The organism is Serratia sp. CY47444, assembly GCF_052168635.1.
Taxonomy (GTDB): Bacteria; Pseudomonadota; Gammaproteobacteria; order Enterobacterales; family Enterobacteriaceae; genus Serratia; species Serratia bockelmannii.
This window is the reverse complement of the sequence record NZ_JBJNMH010000006.1, coordinates 197452-216519: the sequence shown is the minus strand read 5'-3', so window position 1 is coordinate 216519 and position 19068 is coordinate 197452. Positions and strand designations below refer to the sequence as shown.

Here is a 19068-nt window from a genome sequence, read left to right as displayed (position 1 = left end):
ACTAAGACGTTGATAGGCTGGGTGTGTAAGTGCAGCGATGCATTGAGCTAACCAGTACTAATGATCCGTGAGGCTTAACCTTACAACACCGAAGGTGTTTTTAGAGAGATTTTCAGCGAAGTTCCGAGATTGGTTCTGATGGCTTCACGGAAGTGAGGCGGTTGGGATGAAACAGAATTTGCCTGGCGGCAATAGCGCGGTGGTCCCACCTGACCCCATGCCGAACTCAGAAGTGAAACGCCGTAGCGCCGATGGTAGTGTGGGGTCTCCCCATGCGAGAGTAGGACACTGCCAGGCATCAAATAAACGTTATCAGTGTGACGACTGGTAATGCGCAAATCGCAAAGCGCGAATTTGCCGGCATCGAGAGATGCAACGTAAAAGAATCGGTGGAGCGGTAGTTCAGTTGGTTAGAATACCTGCCTGTCACGCAGGGGGTCGCGGGTTCGAGCCCCGTCCGTTCCGCCACTTATTTAATTATGCCTGCTTTATTAGCAGGCATAATGTTAAGCGAGATTTAGGGGCGTAGCTCAGTTGGTAGAGCACCGGTCTCCAAAACCGGGTGTCGCGAGTTCGAGTCTCTCCGCCCCTGCCATATTAAGAACCCTTTGCGAAAGCAAAGGGTTTTTTTTTACCTATTATCCCTTCCCTTAGTGCATTCCCGCTTTGGAAAAGAGCGCTTTTGACGCATATGCCGAGGTTTGCTCGATCCTGGCTGCTTCATGTTCTTCCGAGCTTTACCCTGCACGCCTCCGGATTCTCTTATCGTTTTGCATTATCTTCTCTCAGAAGGCGATGGGCGGCTTTTGGCATGATAGACAGTCATTACCACGATGACGGCATTTAAGGCCGCCATAATGCTTTAGGCTGCGGTATTTAAAGGTATTTTAAGTAATTGCCGAATCAAAGGCTGTTGATCGCTGTTTTGCAACCAGACGGCATACAGTGGGCGGATAATCGGCGGGATCTCAGTAGTGGCCACCAGCTGCGGATACTCCTTTTCCCACTGGCTGGGCAGGAAAGCGCATCCGCCCGTGGTTTCCAGCAACTGACGCGTCAGATGAGCGGAGGTAGTCGTGAGGACCGGCACGTTATCACCTTCCAACATGCGGCTTTCCTGTTGGTGGAAGTCGGCTCCCCATTCCAGCTTGATGTAGGGCATTGGGGCCTGTTTGTCACGATACGCGGATGAGAACAGGCGTAATGAGAAATTGCTTAGCTGTTGGCTGGCCAATTCGTCCATCTTCGGCGGTTCGGTGGTGATCAGTAAATCGAGCTGCCTTTCATGCAGTTGTTTTACCAAAGAGTGCCTTAATGCCACCCTGGCTTCGAGCTGCAGCGCCTCGCGTTGTTGATAGAGCGCCTGCAACCAAGGGGTCAGATAGGCCTCCCACAGCGAAGCGGTAGCGCCGATCGACAACTCGGTGTGTTGCAGCGAACGCACGACCTCCTTCTTCGCCAACTGCCAGGTGTTCATCAGGCTTTCGGCATAGGGCAGAAGCCGCTCACCGGCAGGCGTCAGGCGGATATTATTGCGATGACGGGTAAATAAATTTGCGCCCAGCTGGTTTTCTAACTGACGGATGCGGAAACTGACCGCGGACTGCGTTAAGTACAAAGATTCTGCGGCTCTGCCAAAGTGACGCGTTCTACTGACCTCCAAAAAGGTTTTCAGTAATTCGGTATCCACACCTATCTCCAAAAAAATTTGTCGTTAAGATTTAAATGTTTTGTTTTACACGCTGTCAAGCCTATCTAATACTCCGCGCCATAAACAGCACGGCCATAAGAGAATTAGGAGCGTGTCAGATGGCGGATAGCTTCACCACGACCAATCGTTTTTTTGATAATAAACATTACCCTCGCGGGTTCTCCCGTCACGGCGATTTCACCATTAAAGAGGCGCAATTGCTAGAGCGTTTCGGCTACGCGTTTAACGAGCTGGACTCGGGTAAACGCCAGCCAGCGACTGAAGAAGAACAGCTGTTCGTCGCAGTGTGCCGAGGTGAGCGCGAAGCGGCTACCGAGCAGGAAAAAGTATGGGCTAAATATCTGGCGCGCACACGTCGCCCGAAGAAATTCCATACTCTGTCCGGCGGTAAACCGCAGGCTGACGCAGTGGAAGATTACAGCGACAGCGAAGACTAAAGACGATGGGGCCTGCGGGCCCCATTTTCATTCCAGACTACGATGCAGCTGTAACAACAGACGGTCCATACTGCGATAGCCCAGCGCTTCGCTGAGGTGGCGCCTGTCGAGCTCAGTATCTCCCGCCAAATCCGCCAGCGTGCGAGCCACTTTCAGGATGCGCTGCCAGGCGCGTACCGATAGCCCTAACGCGTTTAATGTCGCTTCCAGAAACTCGGCGTCTGCCGGCTGCAACACGCAATCCCGTTCTACTTCGCGGTTGCTCAACAGCGCATTGACTTTACCGGCGCGTTCGAGCTGGCGGGCGCGTGCCAGTTGCACTCTTTCCTGAACCAGCTCACTGCTTTCTCCCTGCGTTTGCCGCTTACTGAGCGTACCCGGCGGCAACAGCGGCACTTCGATAGACAGATCGAAACGGTCGAGAAAAGGCCCTGACAGCCGAGCCAGATAGCGCAACACCTGCTGCGGCGAGGCGCGGTTGTGCAACCCCTGATAATGCCCTGTCGGGCTGGGGTTCATTGCCGCGATCAACTGTACTCTGGCAGGGAAACAGACCTTGGCGTTGGCGCGTGAAATCACGATCTCGCCGGATTCCAACGGCTCGCGCAGCGCATCCAGGACCTTACGCTCGAATTCCGGTAGCTCATCCAGAAACAGCACGCCGTTATGCGCCATCGAGATCTCGCCCGGACGCGGCAGTGAGCCGCCGCCGACCAATGCCGCCATCGATGCGCTGTGATGCGGCGCGCGAAACGGCCTCTGGCGCCATGGCAGAGCGCTCAGAACAGGGTGTTGCAAGCTGGCGATCGCCAGGCTTTCCAGCGCCTCAGGCTCCGTCAGCGGCGGCAGTAAGCCCGTCAGTCGGCTGGCCAGCATGGTTTTGCCTGTGCCCGGCGGCCCAATCAGCAGCAGGTTATGCCCGCCGGCGGCGGCGATCTCCAGCGCCCGCTTGGCCTGCTCCTGGCCGATGATGTCGCGCAGATCGGCGTTTTCGTACGCATTGCCGGCTGCGGGGGGTGTGATGGCCACCGGCAGTTCGCCCTGGCCGAGTAAAAAAGCACAGACCTCCAACAGGTGTTGGGCGGTATGGGATTGTGACTGTGCGATCAGGCCGACCTCGGCGGCGTTGTCCGTCGACAGGATCAATTGTCGCCCGGCGTCAGCCGCCGCCAGCGCCGCCGGGATGGCGCCTCTGACCGCACGCAGTGCGCCGGACAGCGCGAGCTCGCCAAGAAACTCGTAGCGTGCCAACGGTGCGAGGGGCAGTTGCTCGGAGGCGGCGAGGATCGCCAGCGCTATCGGCAGATCGTAACGCCCGCCTTCTTTCGGCAGATCGGCCGGTGCCAAATTGACGGTGATGCGCCGGGCGGGAAAGGTGAAACCGTTGTTGATCAGGGCGCTGCGCACCCGATCGCGCGCCTCTTTTACCGTGGTTTCCGGCAGACCGACCAGCGTCAGGCCGGGCAGGCCATTGCTGATATGCACCTCCACCGTCACGGAAGGGGCCTGAACGCCGATGATGGCGCGGCTATAGATTACCGCCAGTGACATATCGCTCTCCTTGCTGAGGGCGGCATGATGCGCGATTTATCCAGGTACCGCGCGGCGTTCTTGGCATTTTTTCCATGAAACTCGCAGCATAATCACTGATTTTCATCGAATTGAACGAGATTGTGCGAACCGCCTCGCAACCTGCGGCAATACCCATTAACAATTCGCTGAAGGCTGCAACACATTAGCGGCCCATACGCATTGCAACCATAGGGTTAACGGGTGTATTTAACAATTGATTAAAAGAAAAATCACTTCTTTAACACACTCCGACCGCCGCCGCAGTCTGCCCGGCAGCCGCTAAACCTCCTGACTTCGTACTCTACGGTAGGGATAACACTATGTTTGGTTGGACCCCGCTGCAACGCAATGCGGCAATCGCCAGTTTTTCAAGCTGGACGCTCGACGCTTTCGATTTTTTCGTGCTGGTATTTTTACTCAGCGACATCGCACAATCCTTTCACGTCGGCCTGGAACAGGTCACGTTGGCGATTCTGCTCACGCTGGCGGTGCGCCCGATCGGCGCGCTGATCTTCGGGCGTGCGGCGGAAAAATATGGCCGCAAACCGATCTTGATGCTGAATATCGTCTTCTTCTCGGTGTTTGAGCTGCTCTCCGCCGCCGCGCCCTCGTTGACGGTCTTCTTGCTGTTACGAGTGTTGTACGGCGTTGCGATGGGCGGTATCTGGGGTGTGGCGTCGTCATTGGCGATGGAAACCATACCGGACCGCTCGCGCGGCCTGATGTCGGGCATTTTCCAGGCCGGCTATCCGTTCGGTTATCTGCTGGCGGCGGTGGTGTACGGCCTGCTGTTCGAAACGGTCGGCTGGCGCGGAATGTTCGTTATCGGCGCGGCGCCGATCCTGCTGCTGCCGTTTATTTATTATTGCGTGCAGGAGTCGCCGGTGTGGCTGGCGGCACGTGAGCGCAAAGAAAGTACGGCTTTATTGCCGGTGTTGAAGAGCCACTGGAAGCTATGCTGCTATCTGGTGCTGCTGATGGCGGCGTTCAATTTCTTCTCTCACGGCACGCAGGATCTGTATCCGGTGTTTCTGAAAGTTCAGCACGGTTTCGACCCTAAAACCGTCAGTATCATTGCCATTAGCTACAATATTGCGTCAATTATCGGTGGCGTTTTCTTCGGTTCATTATCGGAAAAAATCGGTCGTAAAAAAGCGATCATTATCGCCGTGTTGCTGGCCTTACCGGTGATCCCATTGTGGGCATTTTCCAGCGGTTCGCTAATGTTGGGGATCGGCGCTTTCCTGATGCAGTTCATGGTGCAGGGTGCCTGGGGCGTGATACCGACCTACCTGACCGAACTGGTGCCGGCCAACACCCGTGCGGTGCTGCCGGGGTTCGTGTACCAGCTGGGCAATCTGATCGCCTCGGTCAACGCTACGCTGCAAGCCACCATCGCCGAGCATCATGGGCATAATTACGGCTTGGCGATGGCGATCGTTGCCGGTACGGTGGCGGTGGCGATCGCCCTGTTGGTGTTCTTCGGCAAGGATACGCGCGGCAAGGCGATCACCGACGCGGTGAGAAATCCGGGCGTGCGCGCCAACGTGTGAAAGAGAGGCGATTCGCGTGAGGTATGACCAGATTGCGCCGAATAATAACGCAAAAAAAGTGTTGTCATGTCGCGCGCGGCTGTGGTACCTCTGTAAGCATTAGTTCTGAATGAGCACAGTGAACAAACCCATTATGAAAGCCTTTGCCCAAGTGATTAGCCTAGTCGTGATTAGCGTGGTGGTGATTATTATCCCACCGTGCGGGGCTGCACTTGGACGAAGAAAGGCTTAGCAAACAAGCCGGAATCGCAAGAGAACCCCCGCACCGTCAGGTCCGGGGGTTTTTTATTGGCAAGAGAAAAGTGGAGCAAGGGGCAGAACATGAAAAACAGAACAAAATCCTGCAGTTGTCGAAGTAAGGCGGGGAAATAACCATGAATGGCGCTCAGTGGGTAGTTCAAGCGTTGCGTACGCAGGGGGTGGATACCGTATTCGGCTATCCGGGCGGGGCAATCATGCCGGTGTATGATGCGCTGTACGACGGCGGCGTGGAACACCTGCTGTGCCGCCATGAACAGGGCGCCGCCATGGCCGCCATCGGCTACGCCCGCGCCACCGGCAAAGTCGGTGTCTGTATCGCCACTTCCGGCCCCGGCGCCACCAACCTGATCACCGGCCTGGCTGATGCGCTGCTCGATTCCGTTCCCGTTGTCGCCATCACCGGTCAGGTGGGGTCCGCGCTGATCGGCACCGATGCCTTTCAGGAGATCGATGTTCTCGGCCTGTCTCTGGCCTGCACCAAGCACAGCTTCCTGGTGGAATCGCTGGACGCCTTGCCGGGCATCATGGCGGAAGCGTTCGCCATCGCCGCCGGCGGCCGTCCCGGCCCGGTGCTGATCGATATCCCGAAAGACATCCAGCTGGCGCAGGGCGACCTGCATCCGCACCTGATGCCGGTCGATGAAGCGCCGGCGTTCCCGGCGGCGGTGTTGGCAGAGGCGGCCGAGCTGCTGGCGCAGGCGCACAAACCGATGCTGTACGTCGGCGGCGGCGTGGGCATGGCCCAGGCGGTGCCGGCGCTGCGCGAGTTCATCGCCGTGACCCGCATGCCGAACGTCGCCACCCTGAAGGGGCTGGGCGCGCCGGATGCGCAAGATCCGCTGTACCTCGGTATGCTGGGCATGCACGGCACCAAGGCTGCCAACCTGGCGGTGCAGGAGTGCGATCTGTTGATCGCCGTCGGCGCGCGTTTCGATGACCGCGTGACCGGCAAGCTGAACGCCTTCGCGCCGCACGCCAAAGTGATCCACATGGATATCGACCCGGCGGAGATGAGCAAGCTGCGCCAGGCGCATGTCGCCCTGCAAGGCGATCTGAAAACGTTGCTGCCGGCGTTGCAGCGCCCGCTGAACATCGCCGCCTGGCAGCAGCAGGTGATAGCGCTGAAAGCCGAGCACGTCTGCCGCTACGATCACCCCGGCCAGCCGATCTACGCGCCGCTGTTCTTGCGCCAGCTGTCCGCCCGCAAGCCGGCCAACAGCGTGGTGACCACCGACGTGGGCCAGCACCAGATGTGGAGCGCGCAGCACATGACGTTCGAACGCCCGGAGAATTTCATCACCTCCAGCGGCCTCGGCACCATGGGGTTCGGCGTGCCGGCGGCGGTGGGGGCCCAGATCGCGCGCCCGCAAGATACGGTGATCTGCGTCTCGGGCGATGGCTCCTTCATGATGAACGTGCAGGAGCTGGGCACCATCAAGCGCAAACGGCTGCCGCTGAAGATCGTGCTGCTGGACAACCAGCGTCTCGGAATGGTGCGCCAATGGCAGCAGCTGTTCTTCGACGGCCGCTACAGCGAAACCAACCTGTCCGATAACCCCGACTTCCTGATGCTGGCCGCCGCCTTCGGCATTCCCGGCCAGCGCATCAGCCGCAAGGATCAGGTGGAGGGCGCGCTCGAGGCGCTGTTCAACACCGAAGGCCCTTATCTGCTGCAGGTCTCTATCGACGAACTCGAAAACGTCTGGCCGCTGGTACCGCCGGGCGCCGGCAACGAAACCATGTTGGAGGAAATATCATGATGCAGCATCAACTCTCGATCCAGGCGCGTTTTCGCCCCGAAATGTTAGAGCGCGTATTGCGGGTCGTGCGTCATCGCGGCTTTCAGGTTTGTGCTATGAATATGGTTTCCCCGACCAACGCCGACAGCATCAATATCGAATTGACCGTTGCCAGCCCGCGCCCGGTCGCCCTGTTGTCATCTCAGTTAAGCAAACTGCTGGACGTCTCCTGCGTCGAGATCCAGCAGCCAACATCACAACAAATACGCGCCTGAGGCGCCGAGAAGGATAAATAACAATGACAAAGAAAGCCGATTACATTTGGTTCAATGGTGAGATGGTTCCTTGGGCCGAGGCCAAAGTGCACGTGATGTCGCACGCGCTGCATTACGGCACGTCGGTATTTGAAGGCGTACGCTGCTACGACTCGCATTTGGGGCCGGTGGTATTCCGTCATCGCGAGCATATGCAGCGCCTGCATGACTCGGCGAAAATCTACCGCATGCCGGTTTCGCAAAGCGTTGACGAGCTGATGGAAGCCTGCCGCGCCACGCTGCGCAAGAACAACCTGGTCAGCGCGTACATTCGCCCGCTGGTGTTCGTCGGCGATGTCGGCATGGGCGTCAACCCGCCGGCCGGTTACAAAACGGACGTGATTATCGCGGCGTTTCCTTGGGGCGCTTATCTGGGTGAAGAAGCGCTGGATCAAGGCATCGATGCGATGGTCTCCTCCTGGCACCGCGTCGCACCAAACACGATCCCCACTGCGGCCAAGGCCGGCGGTAACTATCTTTCCTCCCTGCTGGTGGGCAGCGAAGCGCGTCGCCACGGCTATCAGGAAGGCATCGCGCTCGACGTGCACGGCTACATTTCCGAAGGGGCGGGCGAGAACCTGTTTGAAGTGAAAGACGGCGTGATTTACACCCCGCCGTTCACCTCTTCGGCATTGCCGGGCATCACCCGTGACGCGATCATCAAGCTGGCGAAAGACATGGGCTTCGAAGTGCGTGAGCAGGTGCTGTCTCGCGAATCGCTGTACCTGGCCGACGAAGTGTTCATGTCCGGCACTGCGGCGGAGATTACGCCGGTACGCAGCGTGGACGGCATTCAGGTCGGGATCGGCAAATGCGGCCCGGTGACCAAACAGATCCAACAGGCGTTCTTCGGCCTGTTCAGCGGCAAGACAGAAGACAAATACGGTTGGCTGGATCCGGTAAATCCGTAACAAAAAGGTTCGCCTCAACGCGGACGACAAGACAGACAAGATAAGAATATCCAGGCGGTTCGTTCGCCGCCTGCCATAAATACATTTGGAGTGAAAAGAGCATGCCTAAGTACCGTTCCGCCACCACCACCCACGGCCGCAATATGGCGGGTGCCCGCGCATTGTGGCGCGCGACCGGGATGACCGACGCCGATTTCGGCAAGCCGATTATCGCCGTGGTCAACTCCTTTACCCAGTTCGTGCCGGGCCACGTGCATCTGCGCGATCTGGGCAAACTGGTCGCCGAACAGATCGAAGCCTCCGGCGGCGTGGCCAAAGAGTTCAACACCATCGCGGTGGATGACGGCATCGCCATGGGCCACGGCGGCATGCTCTATTCCCTGCCGTCGCGCGAGCTGATCGCCGACTCGGTCGAATACATGGTGAACGCCCACTGCGCCGACGCGATGGTGTGCATCTCCAACTGCGACAAGATCACCCCGGGCATGCTGATGGCGGCGTTGCGCCTGAATATTCCGGTGATCTTCGTCTCCGGCGGCCCGATGGAAGCCGGCAAGACCAAACTCTCCAACCAGATCATCAAGCTGGATCTGGTGGATGCGATGATCCAGGGCGCGAACCCGAACGTCAGCGACGCCGACAGCGAGCAGATCGAGCGTTCCGCCTGCCCGACCTGCGGCTCCTGCTCCGGCATGTTTACCGCCAACTCGATGAACTGCCTGACCGAAGCGCTGGGCCTGTCGCAGCCGGGCAACGGCTCGCTGCTGGCCACCCACGCCGATCGCAAGGAACTGTTCCTCAACGCCGGCAAGCGCATCGTCGAGCTGACCAAACGCTATTACGAGCAGGATGACGAAAGCGCGCTGCCGCGCAATATCGCCAACAAGGCGGCGTTTGAAAACGCCATGACGCTGGACATCGCCATGGGCGGCTCGACCAACACCGTGCTGCACCTGCTGGCTTCGGCGCAGGAAGGCGAGGTGGACTTCACCATGGAAGACATCGATCGCCTGTCGCGCAAAGTGCCGCACCTGTGCAAGGTGGCGCCGAGCACGCAGAAATATCACATGGAAGACGTGCACCGCGCCGGCGGCGTGATCGGCATCCTCGGCGAGCTGGACCGCGCCGGCTTGCTGAACCGCGAGGTGAACAACGTATTGGGGCTGACCCTGCCGCAGACGCTGGAAGCCTACGACGTGATGCTGACCCGCGACGAAAGCGTCAAGAAAATGTACTCCGCCGGGCCGGCCGGTATCCGCACCACGCAGGCATTCTCCCAGGATTGCCGTTGGGATTCGCTGGACACCGACCGCAAGGAAGGTTGCATCCGCACCCGTGAGCACGCTTACAGTCAGGACGGCGGATTGGCGGTGCTGTACGGCAACCTGGCGGAAAACGGCTGCATCGTCAAAACCGCCGGCGTGGACAAAGAAATCCTCACCTTCCGCGGCCCGGCCAAAGTGTATGAAAGCCAGGACGACGCGGTAGAAGCGATCCTCGGCGGCAAAGTGGTGGCGGGCGACGTAGTGGTGATTCGCTACGAAGGGCCGAAAGGCGGGCCGGGCATGCAGGAAATGCTTTACCCAACCACCTACCTGAAATCGATGGGGCTGGGCAAGGCGTGTGCGCTGATCACCGACGGGCGTTTCTCCGGCGGCACCTCCGGGTTGTCCATCGGCCACGCTTCGCCGGAAGCGGCCAACGGCGGCCTGATCGCCCTGGTGCAGGACGGCGACATGATCGCGATCGACATTCCTCATCGCGGCATCCAGCTGGATGTCAGCGAGCAGGAGTTGGCGGCGCGGCATGAGGCGGAACTGGCGCGCGGTGACGCGGCCTGGACGCCGAAAAACCGTGAACGTCAGGTGTCCTTCGCGCTGCGCGCCTACGCCTCGTTGGCCACCAGCGCCGACAAAGGCGCGGTGCGCGACAAGAGCAAACTGGGGGGATAAGCAGCATGGCGGTCTCTCAACCCCTACCCAGCGCCCCCTGCGGCGCGGAATATCTGCGAGCGGTACTGCGCTCGCCGGTTTACGAGGTGGCGCAGGTCACCCCGTTGCAGGCCATGAGCAAAATCTCTTCGCGCCTCGGCAACACCATTTTGGTGAAGCGCGAAGATCGCCAGCCGGTGCACAGCTTCAAGCTGCGCGGGGCCTATGCGATGATCGCCGGGCTGGACGAAGAGCAGAAGGCGCGCGGCGTCGTGACGGCTTCGGCCGGCAACCACGCGCAGGGCGTCTCCTTCTCCGGTAAACGGCTGGGGATCAAAACGCTGATCGTGATGCCGGTGTCCACCGCGGACATCAAGGTGGATGCGGTGCGCGGCTTCGGCGGCGAAGTGTTGCTGCACGGCGCCAATTTCGACGAGGCCAAAGCGAAGGCAATCGAGCTTTCCCATCAGCAAGGCATGACTTTCGTGCCGCCGTTCGATCACCCGACGGTGATCGCCGGGCAGGGCACGCTGGCGATGGAGCTGTTGCAGCAAGACGCGCATTTGGATCGGGTCTTCGTACCGGTCGGCGGCGGCGGCTTGGCCGCCGGGGTGGCCGTGCTGATCAAACAGCTGATGCCGCAGATCAAAGTGATCGGCGTCGAAGCGGAAGACTCCGCCTGTCTGCGCGCGGCGCTGGATGCCGGCCATCCGGTGGATCTGGCGCGCGTCGGGCTGTTCGCCGAAGGCGTGGCGGTGAAGCGCATCGGCGACGAAACGTTCCGCCTGTGCCGTGAGTATCTGGACGACGTGATCACCGTGGACAGCGACGCCATCTGCGCGGCGGTCAAAGATCTGTTCGAGGATGTGCGCGCCATTGCCGAACCTTCCGGCGCGCTGGCTTTGGCGGGGCTGAAAAAGTACGTCCAGCAGCACAACATTCAGGGCGAGCGGCTGGCGCACGTGCTGTCCGGCGCCAATCTCAACTTCCACGGGCTGCGCTACGTTTCCGAGCGTTGCGAATTGGGCGAACAGCGCGAAGCGCTGCTGGCGGTGACCATTCCGGAACGGCAGGGCAGCTTCCTCAAGTTCTGCCAACTGCTGGGCGGGCGCTCGGTGACCGAATTCAACTACCGCTACGCCGATGCTGACAACGCCTGCATTTTCGTCGGCGTGCGGCTGACGCGCGGCCACGCCGAACGGCGGGAGATCATCGACGAACTCAACGCCGACGGTTATCAGGTGGTGGATCTGTCGGACGACGAGATGGCTAAACTGCACGTGCGCTACATGGTGGGCGGGCGTCCGTCGAAGCCGCTGCGCGAACGGCTGTACAGCTTTGAGTTTCCGGAGTCGCCGGGCGCGCTGCTGAAGTTCCTGCAAACGCTGGGCACGCACTGGAACATTTCGCTGTTCCACTATCGCAGCCACGGTACCGACTTCGGCCGGGTGCTGGCGGCCTTCGAACTGGCGCAATCCGAGCCGGAATTCGAGCGGCACCTGCAGGCGCTGGGCTACGATTGCCACGATGAAACCGACAACCCGGCGTTCCGCTTCTTTTTGCAGGGGTGAGTCGGATTGATAAGTAACCGTGACGCATGAGTCAGTTTATGGGTTGCGCGGTTGTGATTTTGTCGTGCATTTTTATACTGCCAAAACTTCTGACGTATAGGGATGCACGACAATGAAAACTGCTTTTTCTACGCCGTTCGGTTCTCCCGAAGACGATTTGACCAACGCCGAGTTTGCCCGCCTGTTGGGCAATACCGGCGTACAAGAATTCTATCGCGATATTAATCTGCAAGCCTTGCAGGACTCGCTGGACTGCAGCCTCGCCTTTCATGGCGTGGGAATTATTTTTTCCGACGGGCAAAACTCATTTTTAGTCCGCCCGACGCAGCACACCGGTTACTCGAACGCTTCGCAGGTTACCCACGTGGTCATCAGCAAAACGGTGGCTCATACCTCGCGCGTTGCCGCGACCAATACGCTGTCGGAAGCGTTGAGCAAACCCAGCGTCAGCAAAGAGCTGGCCTCGGCCGCGCTGTCGTGTGGAACGCTGCTGGTATCGGTCTTTTTACTGGCGTCGGGCAGCGTCGCCGTGCCATTTACCGGCGGTACCAGCTCAGCGGTGGCTTATCTGGGCTATGCCGGCATGGCCGCCAGCGCGTTGCAGTGCGGTAATGGGCTGTACCGCGTCAACAAGCTTTATGACGGGAAAGGCGATGAATTGGCTCAGCTCGATTCAGAGCAGTGGTATATCGCCACCAGTACCGTGCTCGATGTGATCTCGCTGGCCAGCGCCGGGGCTGCCCTGAAGGAAGCGACGATGACCTATCGCGCCATGCGCCGCATTTCGGCGCGCAAGGCGACGGAGTGGCTGAAAAGCATGCCCCGCAGCGAAAGGAAGCGACTGACCGAAAACATCATTCGGGCGGAAAATCCGGGAATTTCCAACAACGTCTTGAAAGAGATGGTGAAGAACGGCCTGTACCCGAAACGCTACCCGACGGAAGCGATCCAAAACGGGCTGCGCCAGCAATTGCACTCGGCGCTCAATAACGCGTTGACGTTTGTCGGCAGCGGCATCAGCGGCACCCTGTCGGCGCCGGTGAATGTGAAAACCACCGGGCAGTATTTTGTGGGCATTATGCAGAAATTGCCGCAGATGGTGAGGTAATGGCGGAGTGGATGATTAAACGCCTGATCGTGCAGGGTCGGGAGATGGAAAGCCAAATCGCGGCGCGCGATCGCGCTCTTTTCGCCGGTGTGGATGCGCAGCTCGAGCAGCATTTCATGACGCCGGGCCAGCGGTTGTCGCCGCCGGGCGTCGGCAACGTCATGTTGTTGATGGTGTGCCTGACGCTGGGGCTGGCGGGCGTGATGGGTCTGGTCACGGATGTGGCGGCCGCCTGGAGCGGCAAGACCTCCGCCGCCGTGTTGATGGGCAGCGGCGCGATCGTGGCGGTGTGGATGACGTTGATCCTGTTCCAACTGGTGCAGGGTAAAAACAGCGGGGTGGTATTGTTGCAATATTACCTTGGCATGCTCGGTCTGTGTTGCCTCGGCGCCGCGGCGGCGTGGGCGGCGGGCATGACCGGCATCGCCACCGGCGCCCTGCTGCTGGGGGGCGTGGTTGGCGGTGCGCTGTTCAGCAACCGGGGGGCGTTCTACCTGTATGTCGCCTATTTCCGCACGCGTCGGCGTGTGTTTATCAAACGCCGTTGGCAGAGGGAAGATCTGCGCAACACCCGATAAACCGTCAGAACGGAAAAACTTATGACGCAACCTTTCTCCGGCTTTAGCCAGCAGGGCCTGAATTTCCTGCAGCAGGTGCGGATCGAGAACGATAAGGCCTGGTTCGACGGCAATCGCGACATCTACGATCGCGAGCTGCTGGCGCCGTTTCGCGCGCTGGTGGAGCAACTGGCTCCCGGCATGCTGGCGATCGACCCGCAGTTCGAGACCCGCCCGGCGATCGGCAAAACGCTGTCGCGCATTCATCGCGATACGCGGTTTTCTCACGATAAATCGCGCTACCGCAGCCGCATGTGGCTGACGTTCAAGCGCCCGAGTAAAGACTGGAAAGACGCGCCGGTCTACTTTTTCGAACTGGGGCCGGACATGCTGCGCTATGGGCTCGGCTACTACAGCGCCAACAAGCCGACCATGGATCTGTTCCGCCATACGCTGAGGCAGCGGCCGCAGTCTTTCCTGGAGGTAGCCGCCTGCTGCCGGCCGCCGTTCGAGCTGGTGGGTGAGAGCTACAAGCGCCCGCTGGTGAAGGACCAGGCGGCGGAGATCGCCACCTGGTACAACCGCAAGTCGTTTGCGGTGATGGTGACGGACAGCGAAGTGGAAAAGCTGTTCAACGCCGATCTGGCGCCGCTGCTGGCCGGGGCATTTTTGCAGCTTGAGCCGCTCTACCACTGGTTGATGCAGGTAGAGACGATGAAGCAGATCGATCCGGCAGACCTTTGAAACCCCGCGTCAGCGGGGATGCAGCAACCGCCAAAAGGCGTCGATCAACGGATCGCTGAGGCGCTTTTTCTGAACGCAGACCCCCAGTTCAAACGGTTCGACCATCGAGATGTTATCCAGCTGCGAGATGCGGTTACGTACCGGCTCCGGGCTGTTGTCCACCACCACGCTTGGGATCAGCGCGATGCCGCAGCCCAGGGCCACCATCGACACGATGGCCTCGTGGCCGCCGACGGTAGCGTAAATCAGCGGATTGCTGATGCGATGGCGGCGGAACCACAGCTCGATGCGTTTTCGCGAGGGGCCGTGCTCCGGCAGGATGAACGGGATCTCGGCCCAGTCGGGCTTGTCGGCGAACGCCTGGCTGCGCACCGCACAGGGCAGCGCCGGCGCGATCAGCACTAGCGGAATTTCGCCGATTTTGGTGAACGCCACGCTGGCGGGCAGCGTTTCCGGCCGGCCGGCGATGCCGAGATCGGCCTCGTTGGACTGCACCTTGTCGACCGCGTCGGCGGCGTCGCCGGTGGTCAGCTTGATCTCTACCAGCGGGTGCTGCGCGCGGAAGCGATCGAGGATTGGCGGCAGGTGGCTGTACGCCGCGGTCACCGAGCAGAACAGCCGCAGTTCGCCGCTCAGCGAAGGGCCGTGCTGGCCGAGCGAGTGCTTCAGCTGCTGATACTGCAGCAGCGTCTGTTGGGCGAATTCTTTCAGCTGTTCGCCGGCGTCGGTGAGCTGCACGGTGCGGTTGTCGCGCAGGAACAGCGGCTGCCCGAGGATCTCTTCCAGCCGCTGGATCTGGCGGGAGAGCGTCGACGGGCTGACGTGCATCGCCTTGGCGGTGCGCCCGAAGTGATGGCTTTCGGCCAGATGCAGGAACAGCTTTAAATCACGTAAATCCATATCGATACGCTCGCAGTGAGAGTGTTGCAAAAATTGCAATGTCACGTTCTCAATATATCAATTTAAGCAACGCATTTCCTGTTATACATTGAGTTTAACGAATCTCCGCACAGACAGGGCGGGGAATGAAAATAACAATGCAAGACAACATCAAACCGGAGTACCACCATGGCTAACTATTTCAACACATTGAACCTGCGTCAGCAGTTGGCGCAATTGGGTAAATGCCGCTTTATGGCGCGCGACGAATTTGCTGACGAAGCCGGCTACCTGAAAGGTAAAAAAGTGGTGATTGTCGGCTGTGGCGCCCAGGGCCTGAACCAGGGGCTGAACATGCGCGATTCCGGTCTGGATGTCGCCTATGCCCTGCGCAAAGAAGCGATCGACGAGAAGCGCGCTTCCTGGCGCAAGGCGACCGAAAACGGCTTTAAGGTCGGCACCTACGAAGACCTGATCCCGCAGGCGGATCTGGTGGTCAACCTGACGCCGGACAAGCAGCACTCTTCCGTAGTGCGTGCGGTGCAGCCGCTGATGAAAGACGGCGCGGCGCTGGGTTACTCCCACGGCTTCAACATCGTTGAAGTGGGTGAGCAGGTGCGCAAAGACATCACCGTGGTGATGGTCGCGCCGAAGTGCCCGGGCACCGAAGTGCGTGAAGAGTACAAGCGCGGCTTCGGGGTGCCGACCCTGATTGCGGTTCACCCGGAAAACGATCCGAAAGGCGAAGGCATGGCGATCGCCAAGGCCTGGGCGGCGGCGACCGGCGGCCACCGCGCCGGCGTGCTGGAATCTTCCTTCGTGGCCGAAGTGAAATCCGATTTGATGGGCGAGCAGACCATTCTGTGCGGCATGCTGCAGGCGGGTTCGCTGCTGTGCTTCGACAAGCTGGTTGCTGAGGGCACCGATCCGGCTTACGCCGAGAAACTGATCCAGTTCGGCTGGGAAACCATCACCGAAGCGCTGAAGCAGGGCGGCATCACGCTGATGATGGATCGCCTGTCCAACCCGGCCAAGCTGCGTGCCTATGCGCTGTCCGAACAGCTGAAAACCATCATGGCACCGCTGTTCCAGAAGCACATGGACGACATCATCTCCGGCGCTTTCTCCAGCGGCATGATGGCCGACTGGGCGGAAGACGACGTGAAACTGCTGACCTGGCGCGAAGAGACCGGCAAAACCGCGTTCGAGAATGCGCCGCAGTTTGAAGGCAAGATCGGTGAACAAGAGTACTTCGATCATGGCGTGCTGATGGTGGCGATGGTGAAAGCAGGCGTCGAGCTGGCGTTCGAAACCATGGTCGATGCCGGTATCATCGAAGAGTCGGCTTACTACGAGTCACTGCACGAGCTGCCGTTGATCGCCAACACCATTGCGCGTAAGCGTCTGTATGAAATGAACGTGGTCATCTCCGATACCGCGGAGTACGGCAACTACCTGTTCGCCAACGCGGCGGTGCCGTTGCTGAAAGACTTCATGACTACCCTGCAGGCGGGCGATTTGGGCAAAGCCGTGGCGGGTACGGCGGTGGATAACGCGCAACTGCGCGACGTGAATGAAGCGGTGCGCAGCCACCCTATCGAAACCGTTGGCCGTAAACTGCGTGGCTACATGACAGACATGAAACGCATCGCCGTCGCGGGCTGATTTTCCGCAAGGCAAAGCACAAAGAGCCGGCAGCGATGCCGGCTTTTTTATGCTTCCGGCGGTGCGATAAGCTGCCGCTCGAGACAGCGCCGGATCGCGTGTTTGGCGTTCGTGACCCCCAGCTTACGCACCGCATTGCCGATGTGAAACTTCACCGTACGGGTTTTGATCCCCAGGATCAGTGCGATCTCGTGGTAGGTTTTGCCCTGGCTGGCCCAATAGAGAATTTCCCCTTCGCGCGGCGAGAGTCGATCCGTCCGGTTCGCCTCGGCATTGGCCAATGTCAGCGCGTGCTGGTGGGTATCGACCAAGACCATCTGCAGGTTGGCCCTTTCGTCTTCCATCAGCTGCCGCAGTTCGGCGTCATCGGCCGCCGTCGCGCTGATCGACAAGATCGCCAGGTTGTTGTCGTGATCGTGCAAAACAAAGCTGCAGCCGTGCACGATGTCGTACTCCCGTGCCTGGCTGAAGATCTTCCGGTAATGCCGATCCTCGGTGGTGATTGGGGTGTCGTGCCACATAAAGGGCGCGCAGCGACTATGGGCGGCGCGCACGACGGGGTCGATGCGTTGATAGCGATTGTCGCTGTAGATGTTCAGCCATTCTTGCGGGTAGCTCGATACCAACAGATGGCGATCGGGATGGTGTTTGTTGAAGGTCAAATAAGCATATTTGAATCTGCCGAAGGCGTGCAGCCGGCTGTCCAGATGCAGTCTTGCGGCGACGGCGTTGGCGAATGTGACGGCCATCGGTAACCTCCCTGTCGTTCGGCGATTCAGCCCGACCTGCACCAAAGTCCAGCTAGTCAGTGCGGCGGATTGAAATTTATACTCGGCTAATAAATTCAAAAAGTCGGCAATGCCAAGACCTGAGCTTAGCAGTTCTGGGTATCAATAAGCCAACGCCAGGGAAATTCTTCAATCATCCTCTCATCAATACGTCTGGGAGCCATTGCGCCGGCGGCGAGGTCACCTCGCCGTCGTCTTATTGGTTGGGCATCGCTGCTGCGGGAATGATGGCGCCGCGATGTTGGATCACCGATGCGGCGAGCAGATGGCCGCGCTGCGCCGCCTGCTGGGCGCTGCCGCCGTTCAGGCGTACCGCCAGGTAACCGGCGCTGAAAGCGTCGCCTGCTGCGGTGGTATCCACCACGCGCTCCGGCGGCATTGCGATCGCCGGTACCTCAAGCCGCTCTCCCTCCACGCTGAACACCAGGCAGGCCTCTGCGCCGCGTTTGATAACGATCTCGCCGACGCCGAGCGCCTGCGTGCGTGCCACCACCTGTTCAACCGGCTGCGCGCCCCACAGCAACGCTTCGTCATCCAGCGTCAGGAAGGCGATGTCGGTGCAGGCCAGCACCTCACGGTAGGCCTGCTGCGTTTCCTCACGGCTTGGCCACAGGCGCGGACGGTAGTTGTTGTCGAAGATGACTAGACCACCGTTGGCACGGCAGCGGCGCAGCAGCGCTAGCAGCTTCGTGCGGTCGGCAGGCGCGAGGATCGCCAGGCTAATGCCGCTGAGGTACAGGTAATCGAATTGCGCCAATCGGTCGCACAGTGCGTCGGCCTGTGGGCCCGCAAGCCAATACCGGGCGGCTGCGTCGTTGCGCCAGTAGTAAAAGGTGCGTTCGCCGGCGGCGTCGGTTTCGATCACGTACAGGCCCGGCAGTTTGTTGTCCAACTGCTGAATCAACCCGGTTTCGATGTTCTCCTGCCGCCAGGCCTGCAGCATCTCGCCGCTGAAGCTGTCGGTGCCGAGTGCGGTGACGTAATGCACCTGCAGCGTCTGTTCCGGCATTTGGCGGGCAAGGTAGACGGCGGTGTTGAGGGTATCGCCGCCAAAGCCGCGCGTCAGCTGTGCGCCCTGCTGTGACAGCTCGATCATGCATTCGCCGATCACGGCGAGATTTCGGATAGTCATCGTCAATAAGCCCTGGCTAAAGAAGAAGCAACAGCCGCCAGTCTCCACGTAAGGCGGTCAGGGAGTCAATAAATTAAAACAGTGTTTTAATTTTTTATGATCGCGATCGACCAACGCCAACAGGGTGAAGAGGAAAGCCTGCGGTAATTCGTGCTTAAAGTTTTACGCGGCGCGGCCGATAAGCTGGGTAAAGAA

17 protein-coding genes, 2 tRNA genes and 2 rRNA genes are annotated in these 19068 nt (G+C 59.7%); 16 read left to right on the top strand and 5 right to left on the bottom strand.

Features of this window, described 5'->3' with window-relative positions; genetic code table 11:
* The 4 genes from ACJ8IL_RS11395 to ACJ8IL_RS11380 all read left to right on the top strand — a co-directional run.
* Window positions 1-82 (top strand): 23S ribosomal RNA (locus tag ACJ8IL_RS11395); the annotation flags it as partial.
* A 99-nt stretch (window positions 83-181) separates the two neighbouring features.
* Window positions 182-297: ribosomal RNA gene (gene rrf, locus ACJ8IL_RS11390) — 5S ribosomal RNA — on the top strand.
* A 94-nt stretch (window positions 298-391) separates the two neighbouring features.
* Window positions 392-468, top strand: a tRNA-Asp gene (locus tag ACJ8IL_RS11385).
* Window positions 469-519: 51 nt separating this feature from the next.
* A tRNA-Trp gene (locus ACJ8IL_RS11380) sits at window positions 520-595 on the top strand.
* 267 nt (window positions 596-862) lie between these two features.
* On the opposite strand, the gene hdfR is transcribed toward ACJ8IL_RS11380, so the two are convergent.
* Complete coding sequence (gene hdfR / locus ACJ8IL_RS11375; RefSeq protein WP_025304646.1) at window positions 863-1690, bottom strand: HTH-type transcriptional regulator HdfR; 828 nt, start codon at window positions 1688-1690, stop codon at window positions 863-865.
* Between the two features lie 119 nt (window positions 1691-1809).
* On the opposite strand from hdfR, the gene ACJ8IL_RS11370 reads away from it, so the two are divergent.
* Window positions 1810-2148 (top strand): DUF413 domain-containing protein, encoded by a 339-nt coding sequence (locus ACJ8IL_RS11370; protein ID WP_004929946.1) that lies wholly within the window; start codon window positions 1810-1812, stop codon window positions 2146-2148.
* 27 nt (window positions 2149-2175) lie between these two features.
* Here the strand turns inward: ACJ8IL_RS11370 and ACJ8IL_RS11365 are convergent, their stop codons facing one another.
* Window positions 2176-3699: a YifB family Mg chelatase-like AAA ATPase gene (locus ACJ8IL_RS11365; RefSeq protein WP_197811478.1), complete on the bottom strand. Its 1524-nt coding sequence runs from the start codon at window positions 3697-3699 to the stop codon at window positions 2176-2178.
* 341 nt (window positions 3700-4040) lie between these two features.
* Here ACJ8IL_RS11365 and ACJ8IL_RS11360 point away from each other — a divergent pair, with 341 nt between their 5' ends.
* The 10 genes from ACJ8IL_RS11360 (at window position 4041) to ACJ8IL_RS11315 (ending at window position 14409) form a co-directional block, all read left to right on the top strand.
* Entirely contained in the window at window positions 4041-5273 is a 1233-nt protein-coding gene (locus ACJ8IL_RS11360; protein WP_442516547.1) for an MFS transporter, read from the top strand.
* A 133-nt stretch (window positions 5274-5406) separates the two neighbouring features.
* The gene (gene ilvL / locus ACJ8IL_RS11355) at window positions 5407-5505 is read left to right on the top strand and encodes an ilv operon leader peptide (protein WP_013814970.1); all 99 of its coding nucleotides are present in this window, start codon (window positions 5407-5409) and stop codon (window positions 5503-5505) included.
* 142 nt (window positions 5506-5647) lie between these two features.
* Window positions 5648-7294 carry an acetolactate synthase 2 catalytic subunit gene (ilvG, locus tag ACJ8IL_RS11350; protein WP_334274082.1) on the top strand — a complete coding sequence of 549 codons (1647 nt, stop codon included), beginning with the start codon at window positions 5648-5650 and terminating at the stop codon, window positions 7292-7294.
* Window positions 7291-7548, top strand: a complete 258-nt coding sequence (ilvM, locus tag ACJ8IL_RS11345) for an acetolactate synthase 2 small subunit (protein ID WP_049294986.1) — start codon at window positions 7291-7293, stop codon at window positions 7546-7548. The genes ilvG and ilvM overlap by 4 nt, the downstream gene beginning before the upstream one ends.
* 23 nt (window positions 7549-7571) lie before the next feature.
* A complete protein-coding gene (locus ACJ8IL_RS11340) occupies window positions 7572-8498 on the top strand; it encodes a branched-chain amino acid transaminase (protein WP_033636413.1) in 927 nt (308 codons plus the stop codon).
* 101 nt (window positions 8499-8599) lie between these two features.
* A complete protein-coding gene (gene ilvD, locus ACJ8IL_RS11335) occupies window positions 8600-10450 on the top strand; it encodes a dihydroxy-acid dehydratase (protein WP_015379395.1) in 1851 nt (616 codons plus the stop codon).
* Between the two features lie 5 nt (window positions 10451-10455).
* The gene (ilvA, locus tag ACJ8IL_RS11330; RefSeq protein ID WP_442516546.1) at window positions 10456-12000 is read left to right on the top strand and encodes a threonine ammonia-lyase, biosynthetic; all 1545 of its coding nucleotides are present in this window, start codon (window positions 10456-10458) and stop codon (window positions 11998-12000) included.
* A gap of 112 nt (window positions 12001-12112) precedes the next feature.
* Window positions 12113-13108, top strand: a complete 996-nt coding sequence (locus ACJ8IL_RS11325) for a hypothetical protein (protein ID WP_025304642.1) — start codon at window positions 12113-12115, stop codon at window positions 13106-13108.
* Window positions 13108-13686 (top strand): hypothetical protein, encoded by a 579-nt coding sequence (locus ACJ8IL_RS11320; RefSeq protein ID WP_197781707.1) that lies wholly within the window; start codon window positions 13108-13110, stop codon window positions 13684-13686. Before ACJ8IL_RS11325 ends, ACJ8IL_RS11320 begins: the two co-directional genes overlap by 1 nt.
* A 21-nt stretch (window positions 13687-13707) precedes the next feature.
* A complete protein-coding gene (locus ACJ8IL_RS11315) occupies window positions 13708-14409 on the top strand; it encodes a DUF2461 domain-containing protein (protein WP_193402968.1) in 702 nt (233 codons plus the stop codon).
* A 9-nt stretch (window positions 14410-14418) separates the two neighbouring features.
* Here the strand turns inward: ACJ8IL_RS11315 and ilvY are convergent, their stop codons facing one another.
* The gene (gene ilvY / locus ACJ8IL_RS11310; protein WP_004929971.1) at window positions 14419-15309 is read right to left on the bottom strand and encodes an HTH-type transcriptional activator IlvY; all 891 of its coding nucleotides are present in this window, start codon (window positions 15307-15309) and stop codon (window positions 14419-14421) included.
* Between the two features lie 168 nt (window positions 15310-15477).
* Between ilvY and ilvC the strand changes: the two genes are divergently transcribed.
* Window positions 15478-16953: a ketol-acid reductoisomerase gene (gene ilvC / locus ACJ8IL_RS11305; protein WP_025304638.1), complete on the top strand. Its 1476-nt coding sequence runs from the start codon at window positions 15478-15480 to the stop codon at window positions 16951-16953.
* Between the two features lie 47 nt (window positions 16954-17000).
* On the opposite strand, the gene ACJ8IL_RS11300 is transcribed toward ilvC, so the two are convergent.
* Together ACJ8IL_RS11300 and ACJ8IL_RS11295 are read right to left on the bottom strand one after the other, a co-directional pair.
* Complete coding sequence (locus tag ACJ8IL_RS11300) at window positions 17001-17702, bottom strand: LuxR family transcriptional regulator (protein ID WP_049294981.1); 702 nt, start codon at window positions 17700-17702, stop codon at window positions 17001-17003.
* A gap of 235 nt (window positions 17703-17937) precedes the next feature.
* A complete protein-coding gene (locus ACJ8IL_RS11295; RefSeq protein ID WP_442516545.1) occupies window positions 17938-18873 on the bottom strand; it encodes a sugar kinase in 936 nt (311 codons plus the stop codon).
* Window positions 18874-19068: the final 195 nt, after the last annotated feature.